Source organism: Methylobacterium sp. J-090 (assembly GCF_022829345.1).
GTDB lineage: Bacteria > Pseudomonadota > Alphaproteobacteria > Rhizobiales > Beijerinckiaceae > Methylobacterium.
On sequence record NZ_JAKSXV010000106.1, the window covers coordinates 39,115 to 59,426 of the forward strand.

The 20,312-nt window shown below is 70.9% G+C and carries 20 protein-coding genes; 10 read left to right on the plus strand and 10 right to left on the minus strand.

The features are described 5' to 3' along the window. Nucleotides 1-31 precede the first annotated feature (31 nt). Entirely contained in the window at nucleotides 32-754 is a 723-nt protein-coding gene (locus tag MKK49_RS21525; protein ID WP_244031924.1) for a DUF4142 domain-containing protein, read from the plus strand. A 56-nt stretch (nucleotides 755-810) separates the two neighbouring features. On the opposite strand, the gene MKK49_RS21530 is transcribed toward MKK49_RS21525, so the two are convergent. From MKK49_RS21530 to MKK49_RS21545, 4 genes are all read right to left on the minus strand, one after another. Then, nucleotides 811-1,572 carry a TetR/AcrR family transcriptional regulator gene (locus MKK49_RS21530; protein WP_244031925.1) on the minus strand — a complete coding sequence of 254 codons (762 nt, stop codon included), beginning with the start codon at nucleotides 1,570-1,572 and terminating at the stop codon, nucleotides 811-813. Between the two features lie 70 nt (nucleotides 1,573-1,642). After that, a complete protein-coding gene (gene proC / locus MKK49_RS21535) occupies nucleotides 1,643-2,455 on the minus strand; it encodes a pyrroline-5-carboxylate reductase (RefSeq protein ID WP_313899196.1) in 813 nt (270 codons plus the stop codon). Beyond that, on the minus strand, nucleotides 2,452-2,955 hold the full coding sequence (locus MKK49_RS21540) for a YbjN domain-containing protein (protein ID WP_244031926.1): 504 nt from the start codon (nucleotides 2,953-2,955) through the stop codon (nucleotides 2,452-2,454). Before MKK49_RS21540 ends, proC begins: the two co-directional genes overlap by 4 nt. A 315-nt stretch (nucleotides 2,956-3,270) precedes the next feature. After that, nucleotides 3,271-3,579 carry an accessory factor UbiK family protein gene (locus MKK49_RS21545; protein WP_244031927.1) on the minus strand — a complete coding sequence of 103 codons (309 nt, stop codon included), beginning with the start codon at nucleotides 3,577-3,579 and terminating at the stop codon, nucleotides 3,271-3,273. Between the two features lie 274 nt (nucleotides 3,580-3,853). On the opposite strand from MKK49_RS21545, the gene MKK49_RS21550 reads away from it, so the two are divergent. Both MKK49_RS21550 and MKK49_RS21555 read left to right on the plus strand, forming a co-directional pair. Next, on the plus strand, nucleotides 3,854-4,576 hold the full coding sequence (locus MKK49_RS21550) for a response regulator (protein WP_244031928.1): 723 nt from the start codon (nucleotides 3,854-3,856) through the stop codon (nucleotides 4,574-4,576). Continuing rightward, the gene (locus MKK49_RS21555) at nucleotides 4,573-5,961 is read left to right on the plus strand and encodes an ATP-binding protein (protein WP_244031929.1); all 1,389 of its coding nucleotides are present in this window, start codon (nucleotides 4,573-4,575) and stop codon (nucleotides 5,959-5,961) included. The genes MKK49_RS21550 and MKK49_RS21555 overlap by 4 nt, the downstream gene beginning before the upstream one ends. Nucleotides 5,962-6,018: 57 nt before the next feature. Here the strand turns inward: MKK49_RS21555 and MKK49_RS21560 are convergent, their stop codons facing one another. Further along, complete coding sequence (locus tag MKK49_RS21560) at nucleotides 6,019-6,675, minus strand: glutathione S-transferase family protein (protein ID WP_244031930.1); 657 nt, start codon at nucleotides 6,673-6,675, stop codon at nucleotides 6,019-6,021. Between the two features lie 462 nt (nucleotides 6,676-7,137). Between MKK49_RS21560 and MKK49_RS21565 the strand changes: the two genes are divergently transcribed. Then, complete coding sequence (locus MKK49_RS21565) at nucleotides 7,138-8,352, plus strand: polyhydroxyalkanoate depolymerase (protein WP_244031931.1); 1,215 nt, start codon at nucleotides 7,138-7,140, stop codon at nucleotides 8,350-8,352. Nucleotides 8,353-8,581: 229 nt separating this feature from the next. Then, nucleotides 8,582-8,899 (plus strand): 30S ribosomal protein S21, encoded by a 318-nt coding sequence (gene rpsU / locus MKK49_RS21570; protein WP_056088618.1) that lies wholly within the window; start codon nucleotides 8,582-8,584, stop codon nucleotides 8,897-8,899. A 96-nt stretch (nucleotides 8,900-8,995) separates the two neighbouring features. Here rpsU and MKK49_RS21575 read toward each other — a convergent pair whose 3' ends face one another. Then, the gene (locus tag MKK49_RS21575) at nucleotides 8,996-9,388 is read right to left on the minus strand and encodes a response regulator (RefSeq protein WP_147708376.1); all 393 of its coding nucleotides are present in this window, start codon (nucleotides 9,386-9,388) and stop codon (nucleotides 8,996-8,998) included. Between the two features lie 455 nt (nucleotides 9,389-9,843). Here MKK49_RS21575 and MKK49_RS21580 point away from each other — a divergent pair, with 455 nt between their 5' ends. Together MKK49_RS21580 and MKK49_RS21585 are read left to right on the plus strand one after the other, a co-directional pair. After that, the gene (locus MKK49_RS21580) at nucleotides 9,844-10,638 is read left to right on the plus strand and encodes a class II glutamine amidotransferase (RefSeq protein WP_244031932.1); all 795 of its coding nucleotides are present in this window, start codon (nucleotides 9,844-9,846) and stop codon (nucleotides 10,636-10,638) included. A gap of 86 nt (nucleotides 10,639-10,724) precedes the next feature. Beyond that, a complete protein-coding gene (locus MKK49_RS21585; protein ID WP_244031933.1) occupies nucleotides 10,725-12,167 on the plus strand; it encodes an NAD-dependent succinate-semialdehyde dehydrogenase in 1,443 nt (480 codons plus the stop codon). A gap of 56 nt (nucleotides 12,168-12,223) precedes the next feature. Here MKK49_RS21585 and MKK49_RS21590 read toward each other — a convergent pair whose 3' ends face one another. The 4 genes from MKK49_RS21590 to MKK49_RS21605 all read right to left on the minus strand — a co-directional run bounded on the left by MKK49_RS21590 (nucleotide 12,224) and on the right by MKK49_RS21605 (nucleotide 17,963). Then, on the minus strand, nucleotides 12,224-13,750 hold the full coding sequence (locus MKK49_RS21590) for a L,D-transpeptidase family protein (RefSeq protein WP_244031934.1): 1,527 nt from the start codon (nucleotides 13,748-13,750) through the stop codon (nucleotides 12,224-12,226). 355 nt (nucleotides 13,751-14,105) lie between these two features. Continuing rightward, a complete protein-coding gene (locus MKK49_RS21595; RefSeq protein WP_244031935.1) occupies nucleotides 14,106-15,059 on the minus strand; it encodes an acetyl-CoA carboxylase carboxyltransferase subunit alpha in 954 nt (317 codons plus the stop codon). Nucleotides 15,060-15,167: 108 nt separating this feature from the next. Then, a complete protein-coding gene (locus MKK49_RS21600) occupies nucleotides 15,168-17,003 on the minus strand; it encodes an aminopeptidase P family protein (protein WP_244031936.1) in 1,836 nt (611 codons plus the stop codon). Nucleotides 17,004-17,027: 24 nt separating this feature from the next. Beyond that, nucleotides 17,028-17,963, minus strand: a complete 936-nt coding sequence (locus MKK49_RS21605; RefSeq protein WP_244031937.1) for a 50S ribosomal protein L11 methyltransferase — start codon at nucleotides 17,961-17,963, stop codon at nucleotides 17,028-17,030. Between the two features lie 177 nt (nucleotides 17,964-18,140). Here MKK49_RS21605 and MKK49_RS21610 point away from each other — a divergent pair, with 177 nt between their 5' ends. The 3 genes from MKK49_RS21610 (at nucleotide 18,141) to modC (ending at nucleotide 20,281) form a co-directional block, all read left to right on the plus strand. Then, nucleotides 18,141-18,296, plus strand: coding sequence for a hypothetical protein (locus tag MKK49_RS21610; protein ID WP_244031938.1), 156 nt, complete (start codon nucleotides 18,141-18,143; stop codon nucleotides 18,294-18,296). Between the two features lie 159 nt (nucleotides 18,297-18,455). After that, nucleotides 18,456-19,166, plus strand: a complete 711-nt coding sequence (gene modB, locus MKK49_RS21615; RefSeq protein WP_279595696.1) for a molybdate ABC transporter permease subunit — start codon at nucleotides 18,456-18,458, stop codon at nucleotides 19,164-19,166. Further along, a complete protein-coding gene (gene modC, locus MKK49_RS21620) occupies nucleotides 19,163-20,281 on the plus strand; it encodes a molybdenum ABC transporter ATP-binding protein (RefSeq protein WP_244031939.1) in 1,119 nt (372 codons plus the stop codon). Before modB ends, modC begins: the two co-directional genes overlap by 4 nt. Nucleotides 20,282-20,312 lie beyond the last annotated feature (31 nt).

Consider the following 20,312-nt stretch of genomic DNA (forward strand, 5'->3'; position numbering starts at 1 on the left):
CCATCAAGGCGCGTGAGGACCATTCTCCGCCATGATCAACACCAAGCTTCTCGCCGCCCTCGGCTTCTCCGTCGCCGCCCTCGCCACTCCGGCGCTGGCCCAGGAGCCCCTCTCGTTCCGCGTGGCGCCGCAGTATGACGGCAATTCCGTCGAGGCCCGCGACACCTCGGCCTTCCGCTCCGCCGCCCTGAAGTCGGACGCGGTCAGCATCGAGTCGAGCCGCATCGCTCTGGAGCGCTCGCGCAACCCGAACGTCCGCAACTACGCCAAGAACGTGCTGATCGAGCGTGAGGCCACCACCAAGGCGCTGCTGCCCGAGGGCACCTCGCTCACCGCCGGCGGCACCGTCGTCTCCGACACCCAGCCGTTCGAGACCCGCCTCGATAATCCCGTCGGCGTCGTGCTCGCCCCGGTGACGATCTCGGCCACCATCGCCCAGAAGATCGTCGGCGGCGTGCTCGGCGGCGTCGGCCTCGTCGACAACAGCCCCGGTGAGCCCGGCCGCCGCGTCGCCATCGGCCCCGAGGGTCAGGCTCGCATCGACAGCCTCAAGAACGCCCGCAGCGCCCGCGAATTCGACCGCACCTACGCCCGCCAGCAGGCCCGCTCGGATGCCCGGACCCTCGGCCTGTACGAGGCCTACTCGCGCAACGGCGACAGCACCCAGGGTCGCGAGTTCGCCAACCAGGCGCTCCCCTACATCGCCAACCAGCACGGCCATTCGGCCGTCCTCGCCGACCGCATCGGCGGCTGATCCGCACGCGATCGCCTGACGAAAGGGCCGCCCCGATGGGGCGGCCCTTTCTCGTTTCAGATGGCGGCAGCCGGGTCGCCGCCCAAGGGATTGCCCTCGTCCTCGTTGCGGGTCCCGCTCCGGCGGCGCGCGCCGCGATCCATGAGCGAGCGGCCGAGCGCCCGGAACGGCGCGGTGAGGCGGCGGGCGTCGTCGGCGCGCTCCATGAAGCGCTCGCCGTTGCGGATTTCCTTGTCGAGCTTCGCCATGGTGCGGGCAAGGGCCGGATCGTCGTCGTGGAGCCACACCTCGACGGTGCGGGCGAAGGCGACGACCACGCCCTGGAGCTTGAGGCGCCCGAGCGGCCCCTCGGTGTTGATGCCGGCCGCCGCCAGCATGAAGCGATGGGAGTTGAGGGCCACGCCGTTGAGCGCCAGCATGGAGAGCGGATCGCCGCGCAGGGCATAGGAGATCCGCCGCAGGGCGTCCTTGTAAGGCGTCATCGCGTCGAGGCGGCGCATGAGCACGTCGAACAGGCGCTCGCGGGTTGGCTCCTCGGCGAGATCCGTCGCGTCGCCCTCCAGCACCTTGCGGTCGAGGATCTTGGCGAGGCCGCCCAGGACCGCGCCCTTCGACGGGAACAGGTCGCGGAACTCGGCCAGAGTCAGGCCGGCTTCCCGGGCGATGTCGCCGACCTCGATGTCGTTCCAGGGCTGCTCGGCGGCGAGCCGCATCAGCGCCGCGACGGCGGCCTCGCGGGGCGACGGCTTGGACGACGGCTTGGGCGCCGCCACGGCGACGTCGGTGCCGATGGGGTCGGTCTCGGAAGGGTTGGGCATGGGTGTGCGATCCTCGTCCGTGTCCCCTCCCATGTAGGGCGAATCCGGCGGGGTCGTTAGGGCGATCACCCTAACCGGACAATTCGCCCGCCCGGTGCCGGCCCGCCGCCACAGCCTCGCGCATGAGGTCGGGGACGCCACCGTCGCGCATGAGCACCGCGAGAGCCGCGGCGGTGGTGCCGCCGGGGGAGGTCACGTCCTGGCGCAGGAGCCCCGCGTCGCGGTCCGTGGCGTCGAGGAGGGCGCCCGAACCCGAGACCGTGGCGCGGGCGAGCCGCGCGGCCATGGCGGCGGGGAGACCGGCGGCGATGCCGGCCTGCGCCATCGCTTCGGCCAGGAGGAACACGTAGGCCGGACCGGACCCGGAGACGGCGGTGAGCGCGTCGATGAGGCCCTCGTCGTCGAGCCACTCCACGAGGCCGACGCTGGCGAGCAGCGCATCGGCCTGGGCGCGCCGGACCGCATCCACCCCCTCGCTCGCCACGGCGCCGGTGGCGCCCCGGCCGATGCTGGCGGGGAGGTTGGGCATGGCGCGGACGATGGCCCGCGCCCGGGGTAGGCGGGCGCGGAGATCCGCGATGGTCTTGCCGGCGAGGATCGACACCACGAGGGTGCGCGCACCGGCGAGCTCCGCCAGCATCGGCGCGGCGGCGTCGAGCCCCTGCGGCTTCATCGCCAGCACGAGGGCGTCGGATGCGGGCACGGTGGCCGGGTTGAGGGCGAGGCCGCGCGCCGCGCACAGGGCCTCGATCTCGGGCGAGGGCTGGGGGTCGAGGATCGTGGTGCGGGCCGGATCGAGGCCGCCGGCGAGCCAGCCGGCGAGCATCGCGCTCCCCATCTTCCCGGCGCCGACGAGGGTGAGGGAGGCGGGAAGTGCGCTCACGCCTCGCCTTCGGTCTCGAACAGAACGGCGTCGAGGGAGTCCCGGGCGGACTTGCCGGCCCAGATCACGAACTGGAACGCCTGATAGTAGCGCTCGCACGCGTCCACGGCCGATTTCAGCATCATGGTGCACTGGTTCTGCGTCGGCGTGGACCCGCCCGTCAGCAGGAGCGAGTGGCGGAACATCACCACGCTGTCCGTCGACCACAGGTCGAAATGTCCGACCCAGAGCTGCTCGTTGATGAGCGACACCAGCCGGAGGACCTCCGTGCGGCGGCGCTCGGGCACCTTGAGGTCGAAGGCGCAGGCCACGTGCAGGGCCTCCACGTCCTCGATCCAGGTGAAGGCGACGTGGTAATCGGCCCAGCGCCCGGCCACCGAGACGGACATCTCGTCGGTCTCGGCCCGGTCGAAGATCCAGTCGCGCAGCGACGCGAGACGCTCGACGATGTCGAGGGGGTGCTCGTGCCGGTCGTGATCTTCGATGTGGAGTTGGGTCATGGCGGTCCAGTTTGGCGATCCGGCACGGATCGTCGGCGTGTTGTGAAGCGGTCCGGTGTCCCGGCATTCCCTCTCCCTGGCATCGGCCAAGCTCATCCGCTCGGGCGATACGTTCGGCCTCAATCGAGGTCGGGACAGGGTGGTTCGGGACAAGGGCGAATCAGGTCATGGCTCACTATAGACCGCGCCGGACTCGGCTTTCAAAGCGCGCCGGAAACCCGGTGAACAGGAAAGCGACCGTCCACCGTGTCCTTCCTGTGCACAAGCGCGGTCGCCGGAAAGAGGCCCTGGACCGCGCTCGTCTCGGGTGTCGGATCAGATCGCTTCCGAGGCGCCCGGACCCTGCTCGGGCCCGAGCTTGGCTTCCAGGGCGGCGACGCGGTGGGCGAGGGCGTCGTTCTGGCTGCGCAGGGCGGCGACCATGTCGCGCAGCACGTCGAGTTCCTCGCGCGAGGCGATGTCCATGTCGCGGATCAGGCGTTCGAACTGCGCCTTCACCACCGTCTCAGCCTCGCGGCGCACCCCCTGCGCGGCGCCGGCGGCGTCGGTCATCAGGCGGGCGAAATCGTCGAACAGGCGGTTGCTGCCGGGGCGATCTGAGCCTGGCCGGTCGGAGCTTTGCATCGGTCGTCTCCCGGGAAAATCGGCCGCCCTCCGCGTCCATGAGGGGCACGGAACCGGCGTCCAGTCCGAGCGACATAAGAATCGGCGCGGGTTCCGGCAATCCGTTCCGGCTTCCGGCGGACGGTTATTGCCGGACGTGTCGGACGCCGCGTCCGAAACAGCCGGTTACAAATCGGGTGGCGCACCCCCCTTCGCCCCGCCCGCGCGAGGCTGCATAACCGGGGGACGGAGGATCCCGCGTCCTCACCTGCCGTCCAAGCCCACGACCCGCGTCATGACCCAGCCCGCGACCCCTCACATCCTCGTGGTCGAGGACGATCGCGAGATCAGCGCCCTCGTGGCGCGGTATCTCAGGGCCAATGCGTGCCGCGTCACCGTGGCGGGCGACGGGCGCGCCATGGACCAGGCCCTGAACGACGCCCGCGTCGATCTCGTGGTCCTCGACCTGATGCTGCCCGGCGAGGACGGCCTCAGCCTGTGTCGCCGCCTGCGGACGACTTCGAACGTGCCGATCCTGATGCTCACCGCCAAGGCCGAGGAGATCGACCGCATCATCGGCCTCGAGATCGGCGCCGACGACTACCTCGGCAAGCCGTTCAACCCGCGCGAGCTCCTGGCGCGCATCCGCGCCATCCTCCGGCGGGGTTCGGCCGGGGAGGGCGACGACGAGGGCGGCGTGCGCCGCCTGCACTTCCTCGACTGGATTCTCGACGTGTCCCTGCGCCAGCTCCTCAGCCCGGAGGGCGCGCGCATCGCCGTCACGGGCGCGGAGTTCGACCTCCTCCACGCCCTGTGCCTGCGCCCGGGCCGGGTCCTGTCCCGCGATCAGCTCCTCGACCTGACGCAGGGGCGGGCCGCCGGCCCGTACGAGCGCAGCATCGACGTCCTCATCAGCCGCATCCGTCAGAAGATCGAGCGCGATCCGCGCAGCCCCGAGATCATCCGCACCATCCGCTCGGGCGGCTACCTGTTCACGCCGGAGGTCACCCGCACATGAGGGCCTCGCCGAAACTGCGCCTCGCCGCCCTGTGGCCCGGCAGCGTCGCCGGGCAGATCGCCCTCCTCATCGTCGCCGCCATGGTGGTGACCCATGCGGTGGCGACCCTTGCCTTCTTCACCCTGCGCGAGCCGTGGCGGCCCGACGATCATCCGGGCGTCGCCGCCACCCGGATCGCGACCCTCGCGCGCCTCCTCGACGCCACGCCGGCGCCCGAACGCGACGACCTCCTGCGCGCCGCCGCCCGAACCCTGCCGACCCTTCGGATCGCATCCTGGCCCGCCTCCGCGCCGGCCGGCACGGCGAGCGAGGCGCTGGCGTCGCACACGGTCGTGCAGCGCGTGCGCGACGGGTTCGCCCGGTCGCTCGCCATCACCGACCTCGACGCGGCCGACACGCCGCCCGGCATCCGGGTCGGAATCGTCACGCCGGAGGGCGCGCGCTTCTCCGCCCTGGTGCCCGACGACGACCGCCCGCCGATCCGGCAGGGGGCCATCGTCGTCACCTTCCTGTTCCTGGCCGTGGTCCTGTCGCTCATCACCGTATGGGCGGCGCGTGCCCTCACCCGGCCGCTCGCCCGCCTCGCCCAGGCGGCGGAGGCGTTCGGCACCCGCATGAACGTCGTCGCCCTGCCCGAGCGCGGGCCGCAGGAGGTCATCGCCGTCGCGCAGGCCCTCGACCGCATGCGCGCCCGGGTGCGCCGCCTCGTCGACGACCGCACCCAGATGCTGGCGGCCATCAGCCACGACCTGCGCACGCCCATCACCCGCCTGCGCCTGCGCGCCGAGTTCATCGAGGACGACCACGCCCGGACCATGACCCTGCGCGACCTCGACCAGATGAACGGCCTCGTCGAGGCGGCCCTGTCCTTCGTGCGCGACGGCCAGAGCGGAGAGGAGCGCGCCGTGACGCTCATCGACGTCGCCTCCCTGGTCCAGACCGTGTGCGACGGGTTCGCAGACGTCGGTGCGGACGTCCAGGTCGCGGCCACCCGCCACGTCCTCGTGCGCGGCCGGCCCGACGAGTTGCAGCGCGCGGTGATGAATCTGGTCGACAACGCCGTGAAGTACGGTGGGAGCGCGCGTCTGCGGATCGCCCAGACGGAGCACAGGGTGGTGGTGGAGGTGAGTGACGACGGCCCCGGTATTCCGGAATCCGAGCGCGAGGCGATGCTGCAGCCGTTCGTACGCGGCGACCGGGCGCGCAACCTCGACACGGCGAGCGGCTTCGGCCTCGGCCTGTCCATCGTCGTCGCCATCGCGGAGGCCCATGACGGGCGCCTGACCCTGACCAACCGGAGCCCGCGCGGCCTCACCGCCCGCCTCGAACTGCCCCTGGCGGCGGGGGCGGCCCGTCCCGTCCCGGAGCGGATCGCGGCGGAGTAGGTTTTTCGGGCGCGGCGACCGGCTCACCGCGGGGCGAGCCGATCAGGCCGGGACCGATCAGAACTCCATGTCGAGTTCCTCGATCTCGTCGGGCTCGGCGAGCGCCGAATCGGTCCATTCCTGCATCAACGGCCAGGCCAGGATGGTGTCGCGGTAGGCGGCGGTCTTGCCAGAGACCGGCACGTCGTAAGTGACGAACCGCGTGCACACGGGGGCCAGCATCGCGTCGGCGAGGCTCGGCGTCTCCCCGAACAGGTAGGGGCCATCGTAGCGCGACAGGCATTCGTCCACGATGGTGACGATGCGGTCGATGTCGCCGCGCGCGCCATTGAAGATCTTGAACTGGGTGTGGCGCGCCTTGAGGTTCATCGGCAGGGCCGAGCGCAAGTTGATGAAGCCACCATGCATCTCGCCCGCGATCGAGCGGCAATGGGCGCGGGCCACCGCGTCCTTCGGCAGGAATCCGGCCTCGGGCCGGATCTCGTTGAGATACTGGGCGATGGCGAGCGTATCCCACACGATGATGTCGCCGTGGCACAGGCGCGGTACGAGGAAGGACGGCGAGAGGTGGAGCAGTTCCGCCCGGGTCGAGGCGTCGTTGCCCGAGAGCAGTTCCGTCTCGAAGTCGAGGCCCGCCATCCGGCAGACGAGCCAGCCGCGCAGGGACCACGACGAATAGTTGCGACTCGAAATGGTGAGTGTCGCCGCTGGCATGGGTGTTCCCCCGGGGTGCTCGCCGGCCGTATGCGGAGCTTACGGACCGATGGTGGTCGCCGATCCAAGACTCGTGCCGGATGGCGTCCGCCGCAAGCCCATTCGGCCGATGCCCGAACCGACCCTCGACGTGACGGCACGGAGGCTCGGGGGCGGGAGCCGACGGAACCGGAGCCGCGGCGACGGAATTGTCTCCTTTGGGCGTGCGATCCTCGCACAACCCAAGCTTCGCACAACCCAAGATGAGATATCGTGCCGATCCCGAGCGCAGGCCGGATTTGATCGGGGCGGGGACGGCAAGTGATGCATACGTACAACAGCCTCGGTGGATCGCTCCGGGCGCCCGTTGCTTTGGTGAGCCGCCTGGATCAGCCTGACGCCCCATCGGTGGCGGGCCCTTCGCCTCGCCCGTCCCCCGCGGACGTTTCACGATCTGGTCGTTCGCGTAGGAGTTCGGGCTTCATGCTGTATCGTGCCTTTGATGCCCAGACGGATCTGGCCGAGCAGACCCGCGCGTGGGGCCGGCTCGTCCACGATGCGGTCTCGCCCTGGACCGCCGCCGGGTACAAGGAGCCCCTGAACTGGTGGTCGGCGGGCGCGCGCATGATGATGCGGGCCGGGCTGACGTTCACGCGCCCCGCCTACGGCATCGACTCCATCACCGTGGGCAATCGCGAGGTGGCGGTGACGGAGGAAGCGGTGTTCGCCACGCCGTTCGGCACGCTCCTGCGCTTCCGCAAGGACATCGACACCCCCCAGCCGCCGGTGCTCGTGGTGGCGCCCCTGTCGGGCCACTTCGCCACCCTCCTGCGCGGCACCGTGCGGACGCTTCTGGCCGACCACGACGTCTACATCACCGACTGGCACAACGCCCGCGACGTGCCCCTCGAGGCCGGCGCCTTCGGCTTCGACGACTACGTCGATCACCTCGTGCAGTTCCTCGGCGCCATCGGGGAGGGCGCCCACCTCGTCGCCGTGTGCCAGCCGGCCGTGCAGGCGCTGGCCGCCGCCGCCGTCATGGCCCAGTCGAAGGACGTGGCCCACCCGCGCAGCATGACCCTCATGGCCGGCCCGGTGGATTGCCGCATCAGCCCGACCTCCGTGAATCACCTCGCCACCTCGAAGCCCATCGCGTGGTTCGAGAAGAATCTCATCGCCACCGTGCCCCAGCGCCACAAGGGCGCTGGCCGGCGGGTCTATCCCGGCTTCATGCAGGTCTCGGCCTTCGTCTCCATGAACGCCAAGCGCCACATGCAGGGGCACGCCGACCTGTTCTGGCATCTGGCCAACGGCGAGACCGAGAAGGCGCAGCAGATCGAGACCTTCTACGACGAGTATTTCGCCGTCCTCGATCTCGCGGCGGAGTTCTACATCGAGACGGTCCGGACCGTGTTCCAGGATTACACGCTCGCCAAGAACGAGCTCACCTACCGGGGCAATCCCATCGACATGCGGTCGATCCGGCGCACGGCGCTGATGACCGTCGAGGGCGAGCGCGACGACATCTGCGCCGTCGGCCAGACCATGGCGGCCCACGATCTCTGTACGGGCCTCGCCCCGCACATGAAGAGCCATCACCTCCAGGCGGGCGTGGGCCATTATGGCGTGTTCTCAGGCCGGAAGTGGGAGAGCCAGACCTATCCGCTCGTGCGCAACTTCATTCAGTCGCACGCCTGACACATCGGCTTCAGATTCGCGCGCCAGCGGTTGGAACTCGCCGAGCCTTCGTGTATGAGCCTGACCCAAGTGCAGTTTCTGCGCCGATTCGAGGCCGTCCGACCGACGTCCCGCCCGGGAGAGAATTCCGGGTCCGGGGCATTTGTCGGTTCCCTCCTCCTTCCAGGACCGCGATTGGCCCCGGAATCGGCGCCGTTCAACAAACCTATGTCTCAGAGGATCTAGACCGTTGCAGGTACTCGTTCGCGACAACAACGTCGATCAGGCGCTCCGCGTCCTCAAGAAGAAGATGCAGCGCGAGGGCATCTTCCGCGAGATGAAGCAGCGCAAGGCTTACGAGAAGCCCTCCGTGCGCAAGGCGCGCGAGAAGGCCGAGGCCGTCCGCCGCGCCCGCAAGCAGGCGCGCAAGACCGCCATCCGCGAGGGCCTGATCGCCGCTCCGAAGCCCAAGCCCCGTTTCGGCGCCGGTGCGCCGCGTCGTCCGGGCGGTTCGCCGTTCGCCCCGACCGCTCCGACCGTGCTGCCCCCCGTCGGCGGCGCCGCGTAAGTCACGCGTGCGGTTCGCCCCTCCGGGGCGAACCATCCCACGAAAAAGCCCGGCCGCATCGCGGCCGGGCTTTTTCGTTTCGGCTGGATCGATCACTCAGGCCGCGCGGGCGGCCACGGTGGCGTGCTCGGCCTGGACCAGCACGTCGAGGGCGCGCCAGGGCTTCTGCATGTAGACGGCCCGGCTCGGGATGCGGCCGGCACCCCTGGCGTCGCCGCCTGAGGTGAGCACCACTCGCACGTCCGGCCAGCGCCGGCCCACCGCCGTGGCGAGGTCGATCCCGTCCATGCCCGCACCCAGACGCACGTCGGCGAACAGCAGGGCGACGTGTCCGCCGGACCGTTCCAACACGGAGATGGCCGCCTCGGCACTGTCGCAGGCGATCACGTCGAGATCGGTTTCCTCGAGGACCGCCGTGGCAAGGTCGCGGATTGCGGCGTCGTCCTCCACCACGAGGGCGATCGGGCAGTCCGGCAGGGGCTGGGCCATGAAGTCTCCTTTGCGGGTGGTGCGGGCGTTCGAAAGGGCGCAAGAGGGTCGTGAAGAAGGAAGCGGGCCTGGAAAGACGTGCTCGGCCGACCCCGATGCTGATTCTCGCTGGGTGATGCTGCTCTGCCACGCTGCATTGGGCAAGAGTCAGAACGTGTCAGAGTCGCAAGTGCCGATCCGGCTATGCGGTTCCTGCAACCGCCGCACCCTGATCTCGCCACGGTGCCGGTGCAGAGGGAGTTTGGCGCGCCGGCAACGCCCGTTTTCGTACGGTGCGTCTCTTGCATGACACTTTGCCGGCAGGTCGCGGGTGACGGCGCGGCATTAACGATCCATTCACCGTGATCGCTCGAATGTTGGTGCTTCGAGGATGAGACGGCCGGTGCGCGTGGCGGGGTCGCGTGCCGGTGGATGGGAGGCCCCCGCCCGAGGTTCACAGGAGGTGTCTGCCTGTCATGTGCCGTTTTCTCGCCTATTCCGGTGATCCCGTCTTCTTGACCGACCTCGTCTGCGCGCCCACGCATTCCCTGGTCCACCAGTCGCTCCACGCGACGGAGGCGAAGACCGAGACCAACGGCGACGGTTTCGGCATCGGCTGGTACGGCGAGCGGGCCGAGCCCGGCCTCTATCGCGACGTTTGCCCGGCCTGGTCCGACGAGAACCTCGTCAACCTGTGCCAGCAGGTCCGCGCACGGATGTTCTTCGCCCATGTCCGCGCCTCGACGGGCACGGCGACGACGCGGGCGAACTGCCACCCCTTCGCCCATGGCCGGCACCTGTTCATGCACAACGGCCAGATCGGCGGCTATCACAAGATTAAGCGCCGCCTCGAAGCGTTGATCCCCGACGACCTCTACGACGTCCGCCGCGGCACCACGGATTCCGAGGCGATCTTCCTCCTGGCCCTGGCCAACGGGCTGGCCGAGGACCCCGTCGGCGCCATGGCGCGGACCTTGTCCACCGTGCGCGACCTCATGCAGGCGGCCGAGGCCGCCGAACCCCTGCGCTTCACCGCCGTGGTCACCGACGGTGAGACCCTGACGGCCTATCGCTGGGCCTGCGACGGGCGCCCGCCGAGCCTGTACTACCGCCAGACCGAGACCGGCCTCGTGGTGGTCTCCGAGCCCATCGACGGCTGCCGCGACGGCTGGAACGTGGTGCCGAAGGGCGGGACCCTCCAGGCGACGCGCGGCGGGAGCGTGGTTTTGCGCGGCCCCGACCAGGCCGTGGCGGAGCGCATGGCGGCCTGATCGACCCAGGACTGCCGCCACGCGGGTTGCGGGCGGGGCACGAAGGGCGGACAACCCGCGCAGTTCCAACGGCGCGGGAGCCGACGATGACCTATCCGAACGTGAACCTGCACATCGCGGGTGCCTGGACCGAGGGCGCCGGGGGCGACACCCTGCCGGTCCTCAACCCGGCCACCGGCGAGACCCTGGGGACTTGCGCCGTCGCCACCCGGGCCGACCTCGACCAGGCCCTCGCCGCCGCAGCGCGGGGCTTTTCCGCCTGGCGCCAGATCTCGGCGTTCGAGCGCGGCAAGACGATGCGCAGGGCCGCCGACCTCCTGCGCCAGCGCGCCGACGCCATCGCCCGCATCATGACCCTCGAACAGGGCAAGCCCCTGGCCGAGGCGCGGATGGAGACCCTGGCGGCGGCCGACGTCATCGACTGGTTCGCGGAAGAGGGCCGTCGCGCTTACGGCCGCATCATTCCGGCCCGCACCGACGGCGTCGTCCAGATGGTCCTGCGCCAGCCCGTGGGACCCGTTGCGGCCTTCACCCCTTGGAATTTCCCCATCAACCAGGCCGTGCGCAAGGTCTCGGCCGCCCTCTGCACCGGCTGCTCGGTGATCCTGAAGGGGCCCGAGGACACGCCGGCGAGCTGCGCCGAACTCGTGCGCGCCTTCCTCGATGCCGGCGTGCCGGGCGACGTGCTCTCCCTCGTTTACGGCGACCCGGCGACGATCTCGGGGTACCTCATCCCACACCCGGTCATCGCCAAGATCTCGTTCACGGGCTCGACCCCCGTGGGCAAGGAACTCGCGGCGCTGGCCGGCCGCCACATGAAGCGGGCGACCATGGAACTCGGCGGCCACGCCCCGGCCCTCGTCTTCGCCGATGCCGACATCGAGCAGGCGGTGGCCGTGCTCGGCGCCAACAAGTTCCGCAACGCCGGCCAGGTCTGCGTCGCGCCGACGCGCTTCCTCGTGCACGAGTCCGTCTACGAGCGGTTCCGCGATGGGTTCGTGGCCTTCAGCGAGGCGCGCGTGGTCGGGGACGGCCTCGATCCTCAGACGACCATGGGCCCGCTCATCCACGCCCGCCGCCTGGAGGCGATGGAATCCCTCTGCGCCGATGCTGTCGCCAAGGGCGCGGAGTTGCGTACGGGCGGCCACCGCATCGGCAACCGCGGCAACTTCTTCGCTCCCACCGTGCTGTGCAACGCGCCCCTCGACGCGCGCATCATGAACGAGGAGCCGTTCGGGCCCGTCGCCCTGATCCAGCGGTTCTCCGACGAGGAGGAAGCCTTCGCGGAGGCCAACCGCCTGCCCTACGGGCTCGCGGCCTACGCCTACACCCGCTCCGTGACCCGGGCGACGGAGGTCGCCGCGCGGGTCCATAGCGGCATGGTCGGCATCAACCACCACGGCCTGGCCCTGCCAGAGACGCCCTTCGGCGGAGTCGGCGATTCCGGCCATGGCAGCGAGGGCGGCTCGGAGGCCATCGAGGCCTACCTGACCACCAAGTTCGTGAGTCAGGCGAGCGTGGGCGTGTAGCGCGCGGGGACCGCGTCGCGACCGCTCCCTCGGGAGCGATCGCGATCCATCCGGGATCAATCCTTGGCCGCGGAGGCCTTGGTCGCCGGGGCCGGCGGCTTTGCGGCGGGCTTGGCCGCCTTCTCGTCGACGGCGGCGACGGTGCCGGGCTTCCCCTTCGCCGGCTGGGTCGTCGCCGCGTGGATCTGCCCGGAATGGGCGACCTTGGCGGGCGCCTTGGGCGTGAGCTTCGTCGGCACGGGGTCGGCGGCGACGGCGGGCGGGATCGTCGCCGCGTCGGCGGCCGGCGTCGCTGGGGCGGGGCCGTTGCTGAACAGGTTGCCGAGCAGCTTCTTGTAGGCGGCCGGATCGCCGTCGGCGTCGGCCACCATCACGCGGGCGGGTTTCGCCGGGGCCGGCTCGGCCGAGGGCTGAACCACCGGCTCGACCTTCGCCATCAGGGTGGTCCGGGCGGGCGCACCCTTCTTGTTGGCTTGAACGGCGGCGGCCTTGGTCGGGATCGGCGCATCTGCGGCGGCGAGCATCACCGGGCGACCCTTGGCATCGACTTCGATCTCGCGGGCGGCCGCGATGGTCTCGGGTCGGCTGACCTCGCCGAGATGGTGGCGGGCGTAGTCCTTCGGATCGTAGGGCTGCTCGGGCTCCTCGGGCTTCACCAGGTTGGCGAAGGCCAGGGTGTTGGCGGGCGGCTGCGGACGGAACACCGGGTTCTGGCTGCCGTCCTCGTAGACCACGCGGGTCGCCGGCGTCCCCTTGGCGACGAGCTCGGCGATCTCGCGGTTGTCGCGGTCGCGCTTCTCGGCGACCTGCGGCTCGACGCGGGGCGTGCAGGAGCCGGCCGCCGCATCCGATCCGCCGAACACGTAGCGCGTGCCGCACAGGCCCACCTTCGGCTCCTCGCGCAGGGCCTCGAAATAGTCCGAGCCCTCCTTGAGGTTCTTCCAGAACGGCGCGTTGGGGTCGTTGCGGAACTTGGCGACGTTGGAGGCCGTCATCCGGAACGGATAAGACTGGAACTGGAACGCCCGCTGACCGCCGGCGAACGAGTCGCGTGCGAGCGCGTAGATCTCGCCCATGGATTCGTCGGTCATGGCAAAGCAGCCCGCCGACGAGCAGGTGCCGTGCACCATGATGTAATTACCAGAGCGATTGTTGGCCCGGTCGTAGGCGTTGGGATAGCCGGTATCGAACGAGAGATAATACGAAGAATTCGGGTTCATCTGCCCGGGCGTCACCGTGTAGAAGCCCTCCGGGGCCTGACGGTCGCCCTGCTTGGTCTTGGGGCCGAGCTGGCCCGACCAGCGGCAGATCGGGAATGTCTTCAGCAGCGCGTACTGTCCGTTGGTGCCGCGCTTCCACACCTCCATCTCCGCTTCCTTCTTGTAGGCGCGGATGAGGATGGGGTCGTTCTGGGCCATGCCCTTCTGCGACATGAGCGCGAGGGTCTTGGGTGGCACGGGTGCGAGGGCGCGCAGGGGGACGCCGCCGCCCGTCGATCCGTCCTGGCAGGCGCCAAGGGAGATGGTGAGCGCGGCGAGGCCGGCGATCACGGACGGGCGCAACGCCGACGGGCGCACAGCCATGGGGAACCCCGTTCTCAAAAGATACGCCTCCGCGGGATTTGTCCCGTCGAACGCCACTCCCCAACCCAATAGCTCCGTTAAACTTACCCCCTTCTTACCGCAAGGCGACGTCCGCGGCGGCCGAGGAGGCCTGTGAATCGCGGGCATGGTTCGGGCGCAACGCGGAACCGAAGTGCCGGGGCCCCTGGAGCCGTCCTGAAATGGCTGATCCGAAAGGGTTTTCCGCCTCGGCCGAGGTCGAGCGCGTGAACCGTCGCATGTGCGATCCGGCACGAGCCGCCTGGACAAACCTTAAAAGGTTCCTGCCCAATCCCTGCGGCAAAACGTCCGATCTCATCGATCGGGGCAGGGATCGTCAGAGCTTGCGGCCGATCTCCAGGAATTTCGCCGCGCGGCGGTCGCGGATGTCGTCCGCCGACAGGCCGTCGAACTCGGCCAAAGCCGTGGCGAGCGCCTGTCCGGCGGCGGCGGTGGCGGCGGCACGGCCGCGATGGGCGCCGCCCGTGGCCTCGGGCACGATGGTGTCGATGATGCCGAGCCGCAGGAGGTCCTGCGCGGTGATCTTCATGGCGGTGGCGGCGTCCGCCGCCCGGCCCTGGTCGCGCCACAGGATCGAGGCGGCGCCTTCCGGCGAGATCACCCCGTAGATGGCGTGTTCCATCATCAGGACGCGGTTGGCGGTGGCAAGCGCGATGGCGCCGCCCGAGCCGCCCTCGCCGATGACCAGCGCCACGTTGGGCACGCCGAGGGAGAGGCAGGCTTCCGTCGAGCGGGCGATGGCCTCGGCCTGGCCGCGCTCCTCCGCCTCGATGCCCGGGAACGCCCCGGCGGTGTCGATGAAGGCCAGGACGGGGAGGCCGAACCGGTCGGCCATCTCCATCAGGCGCACGGCCTTGCGGTAGCCCTCGGGCTTGGCCATCCCGAAATTGTGGTGCAGGCGCGTCTCGGTGGAATGGCCCTTCTCCTGGCCGATCACGCAGACGGCCCGGCCCCGGAACCGGCCGAAGCCGGCGACGATGGCGGCGTCCTCGCCGAAGGCGCGGTCGCCGGCCAGCGGCGTGAACTCGGTGACGAGGTCGGCGCAGTAATCGACGAAGTGCGGCCGCTGCGGGTGGCGGGCGACCTGCGTCTTCTGCCACGGGGTGAGGGAGGCGTAGATGTCCGACAGGGCGGAGGCCGCCTTGGCTTCGAGGCGCCCGACCTCCTCGGAGATGGAGACGGCGCCGTCCCGGGCGCCCACCGCCTTCAGTTCCTCGACCTTCGCCTCGAGTTCGGCGACGGGCTTCTCGAAGTCCAGGTAGGAGCGCATCACCGTCATCGGTCTCAAGGTCCATCCCAATCGCGGGCGCCAGGGTTTTCGTGACCCGGTGCGGAGCGGGGTGTTGGCGAAGGCCGGGCGGGTGTCAACCGCGCGGGGTCAGGCGGAGGGGCTGATCGGGGGGCTTGCCAGCGGAGCGGTCGCGTCGGCGAGCCAGGCCCGCGTCGGGGCGTCGAGGTAGGGTCCGAGGGTGTCGCGGACCCGGGCGTGATAGGCGTCGATCCAGGCGCGCTCGGCGGGCCCGAGGAGCTCCGGAACGATGAGGCGCCGGTCGAACGGCGCGAGCGTCAGGGTCTCGAAGCCGAGGATGGGGCGCTCGGCCCCGGGGATGTCGCGCGGCCCGACGAGCACGAGGTTCTCGAGGCGGATGCCGTATTCTCCCGCCCGGTAGTAGCCCGGCTCGTTCGAGAGGATCATGCCCGCTTCCAGCGGCACGGTGCCGGTCTTGGCGATGCGTTGCGGGCCCTCGTGCACGGAGAGGAAGGCACCGACGCCGTGGCCGGTGCCGTGGTCGAAGTCGAGGCCGGCTTCCCACAGGGCGGCGCGGGCAAAGCCGTCGATCTGTGCCCCCGTGGTTCCTTTCGGGAACACCGCACGCGCGATGGCGATGTGGCCTTTCAGCACCCGGGTGAAGCGGTCGCGCATGAGGTCCGTCGGCGCCCCGACGGCCACCGTGCGGGTGATGTCCGTGGTGCCGTCGGCGTATTGCGCGCCGGAATCGATGAGGAAGAGTTCGCCGGCCTCGACCCGGCGGTCGGTCTCGTGGCTTACCCGGTAATGCACGATGGCGCCGTTGGGGCCGCTCCCCGAGATGGTGGGAAACGAGACGTCCCTGAGGAGGCCGCCCTCGGCGCGAAAATCCTCCAGGGCCTCGACGGCGGCGATCTCCGTGAGGGTGTCCGCCCCGTCGAGCCAAGCGAGGAAGCGCACCACCGCGACGCCATCGCGAAGATGCGCCGCGCGGGTGCCGGCGATCTCGGCGTCGTTCTTGACCGCCTTCAGGGCGGTGATCGGGTCCGGGCCGGTCTCGGGCGTGCCCCCCGCGGCCTCGATCCGGACCTTCAGGGCGATGGCCGCCGTCGCCGCGTCGAGGCGGATTTTTCGGCCTTTCGCGATTCCATCGAGGGCGGCATCGAAATCCGCCTTGGGCCGGAGATCGGCCAGCGGCGCGAGGGCCGCGCGAAGCTCCGGGGCGATGTCGGGCGAGGCGAGGAACAGGGTCGGGCGCCCTTCGCAGGGCAGGAGCGCGTAGCCGAGAGCCAGGGGCGTGTGCGCCACGTCCGCGCCGCGCAGGTTGAACGCCCAGGCGAGGTTGTGCGGGTCCGAGATCACCAAGGCGGCGCACTCGGCCTTGGCCAGGGCCACGCGGAGGCGGGCGATTTTCTCGGCGGTCGGCTCTCCGGCCAGATCGAGGGGATGGGGGACCACCGCACCGGCCGGCGCGCCGGGTCGCTCGCGCCACACGGCATCGACGGGATTGGCCGCGACGGCCCGCAGAATGCCCCCGGCCTTGTGCGCCGCGCGCTCCAGGCGGGCGACGCCGTCCGGCGTGTGCAGCCACGGATCGTAGCCCAGCACCTGCCCGGCCTCGAGGTTCGCGCCGATCCACGCCTCGACGTTCGTCTCGGCGAGCTGGACCGGGGTGATGACGGCGGTGTCGACCTGGGCCGGGGCCTGGAGGGTGTAGCGCCCGTCCACCACCAGGGCGGCGATCTTCGAAAGAATCACCGCCGTGCCGGCCGAGCCGGTGAATCCCGTGAGCCAGGCGAGGCGCTCGGCGCCGGGGGGGACGTATTCCGACTGGTGCTCGTCGGCGCGCGGCACCACGAACCCGTCGAGCCCCTGCGCCGCCAGGACGCTTCGCAGGGCCGCGATGCGGGCGGCCCCCGCGCGGTGGCCGGGATCGTCGAAGGTCTGGAAGCGGGCGCGCGTCATGCGGCCAGGGTTACGCCGACCACTTCAGTGCGGCAACCATCCGCGCGAGGGGCGGGGGGCCGATCCGCCGCGCTTGAGCACCAGGGTGGCCCAACCCTCAATGAGCCCGTGGCGGGCGAGGTGGAAGCCGCGATGGCGGTAGGTCGAGAGCACGCCCGGCACGTCGCGCTCGATGAGGCCGGAGAGGATGAGGATTCCGTGGTCCGCCACCACCGCCGTCAGGGAGGGGGCGAGACCTTTCAGCGGCCGGGCCAGGATGTTGGCGAACACCACGTCGAACCGGCGCGGCCGGGCGGCCAGGGCGTGACGCACGCCCGGTCCCTGGTAGAGCCGCAGGTTGGGCCCGAGTCCGTTGAGGCGGGCATTGCCGATGGCCGTCGTCACCGCCTCGGGGTCGAGGTCGCCGGCGATGACCGGAGCGTGCAGGGCTTTGGCCGCCGCGAAGGCGAGGATGCCGGTGCCGGTGCCGACATCGAGGACGTGGGCCGGCCGGCCGCGCTTGAGCCGGTCGGCGAGCGCCCGCAGGCAGCCGAGCGTGGTGCCGTGATGGCCGGTGCCGAAGGCGAGCGCCGCCTCGATCTCGATGGCGAGATCGTTGACCCGCACGGTGTCGCGGTCGTGGCTGCCGTGGACGAGGAAGCGCCCGGCGCGCACGGGATTGAGCCCCTCGAGGGAGGCGCGGACCCAGTCCTGCTGGTCGATGGTCTCGAAGGTGGCGACATCGGCCTGATCGCCGACCACGGGCCGGATGAGGTCGCGCACCATGGCCTCGTCCGGCGCGTCGGCGAAATAGGCCTCCAGGCGCCAGGTCCGGCCGTCCTCGGCCTCGAAGGCGGCCACCGCCGTCTGCGTCGGGTCGAACATCTCGCCGAGGAGGTCGGTCATCGCCTTGGCCGACCCCTCGTCGGTGAGGAGCCGGAGCACGTGGGTCGGGCGGTGGGGGGGCAGGCCTTCGAGCATGGACGAGGGCTCTAACACCCCGGGCGATGCCTCGCCACTGTCGCGAAAATCTTACGGAACGCGGGCCGAGGTTCCGCGTTTGTCCTCGCTTCCCCGACTGTTTCGATCATCGCGGGTGCCCGTGTGCGTATGAAAATCAAGAGACCCGGCGGTCGAACGCCGGTGGTCATGGCGGAAATGTCCAAGTCCCGCAGGCGCCTCGCCCGCGGGCGCGAGGGGATTCTCGATGCCGAGACGCTGACGGCGCCGCTCCCGGGGTCCATGCTCGTGCTGCTCAGCCGTCTGCACCGTTCCGAAACTCTTGTGCGCGACGACGAGGAGCGTTCGGCCTGAGGCGCGGTCCCGGTGTCGGAGAATTCATGGCCAGGTCCGGTCATGGCAAGGTCCGGTCATGATAGGGTCCGTGACGATGATGGGTTTCGACGGGACCTCGACCATGACGGGATGCGCGAACGGGCGATGCGGGCCTGACGGTCCGGTCCTGATCTGATCTTGGACCCGATCCTGGACCGTCTCGGCCTCACCCCCGACGAGTGGACGGCCATCGCCCTGAGCCTGCGGGTGGCGGCGGTGGCGACGGTGGCGAGCCTCGGTCCCGGCCTCGCCGTCGCCTGGCTGCTCGCGCGCAAGCGCTTCCCCGGGCGCGGTCTCCTCGACGGGCTCGTGCACCTGCCCCTGATCCTGCCGCCCGTGGTGACGGGCTACCTCCTGCTCCTCGCCTTCGGCCGGCGCGGCACCTTCGGGGCGGCGCTCGCCGAAATCGGCATCGTGCTGTCGTTCCGCTGGACCGGGGCGGCGCTCGCCTGCGCCGTCATGGGGTTTCCCCTGATGGTGCGGGCCATGCGCCTCTCCCTCGAGGCCGTGGACCGGCGCGTCGAGCAGGCGGCGGCGACGCTGGGGGCCTCGCCCTGGTCGGTCTTCCTCACCGTGACCCTGCCGCTCGCGCTCCCGGGCGTGCTCGCCGGCGCCGTCCTGGCCTTCGCCAAGGCCATGGGCGAGTTCGGCGCCACCATCACCTTCGTGTCGAACATCCCCGGCGAGACCCAGACCCTGCCGTCGGCCATCTACACCCTGACCCAAGTGCCGGGCGGGGAGGGGGGCGCCTTACGCCTCACCCTGATCTCCGTCGCCCTGTCCATGGCGGCGTTGCTCGCCTCCGAACTCCTGGCCCGGCGCCTCGCCCGTCGCCTGGGGGCCGGATGAGCCTCGACCTCGACGTCTCGCTGACGCGCGGCGCCTTCCGCCTCGACGTCGCCTTCCGGGCGCCGGCCGGCCTCACCGCCCTGTTCGGGCGCTCGGGCTCGGGCAAGACCACGGTGATCGATTGCCTCGCCGGGCTGGTCCGCCCCGACCGCGGCCGCATCGCCGTCGCCGGCGAGACCCTGCTCGATACGGACCGCCGCATCGCTGTGCCCACCCATCGCCGCCGCATCGGCGTGGTGTTCCAGGAATCGCGGCTGATGCCGCATCTCAGCGTGCGGCAGAACCTCGTCTACGGCCGCCGGTTCTCTCGGGGCCGCGAGGAGGCACCCGGCCTCGCCTTCGACGACGTGATCGGCTTACTCGGCATCGGCCACCTCCTGGCCCGGCGTCCCGCCGGCCTGTCGGGCGGGGAGGGCCAGCGCGTCGCCATCGGCCGGGCGCTGCTGTCGCGCCCGCGCCTGCTGCTCATGGACGAGCCGCTGGCCGCCCTCGACGCCGCGCGCAAGGCCGAGATCCTCCCCCTCATCGAGCGCCTGCGCGACGGGGCCGGCATCCCCATCGTGTATGTCAGTCACGCCGTGTCGGAGGTGGCGCGCCTCGCCGACACCCTCGTGGTGCTGGAGGCCGGCCGCGTCGCCGCCGCCGGCCCGGCCGAGGCCCTGCTGCGCCGGGGCGAACTCGGCCCCGACCATGCGGCGCAGTCCGGCAGCCTCCTCGACATGGTGGTGGCCGGGCACGATTCCGCCTCGGGCCTGACCCACCTGTCCGGCGTCGCCGGCGACTTGAGCGTGCCGCGCCTCGACCGGACCGTCGGCACGCCCGTGCGCCTCCTCGTGCCGGCCCGCGACGTGCTGTTGGCGACGCGAGTGCCCGTGGGCCTCAGCGCCCGCAACGTGCTCGCCGGCACCGTGCGCGACCTCACGCCCCTGGGGGAGGGGGCGGTGCGCGTCACCCTCGATTGCGGTGGCGCGGCGCTGGCCGCCCGCCTCACGCAAGCCTCCGTGCGCGACCTCGCCCTGGCGCCGGGCCGGCCCGTCTTCGCCGTGGTGAAGAGCGCCGCCTTCGATCCGCAGGGCATCGGCACCGGCCGGGGCCTCGGGGCGGTGGAAATCTGAGTGCGCAGCGCGACCCTTAAGATTCGATGGA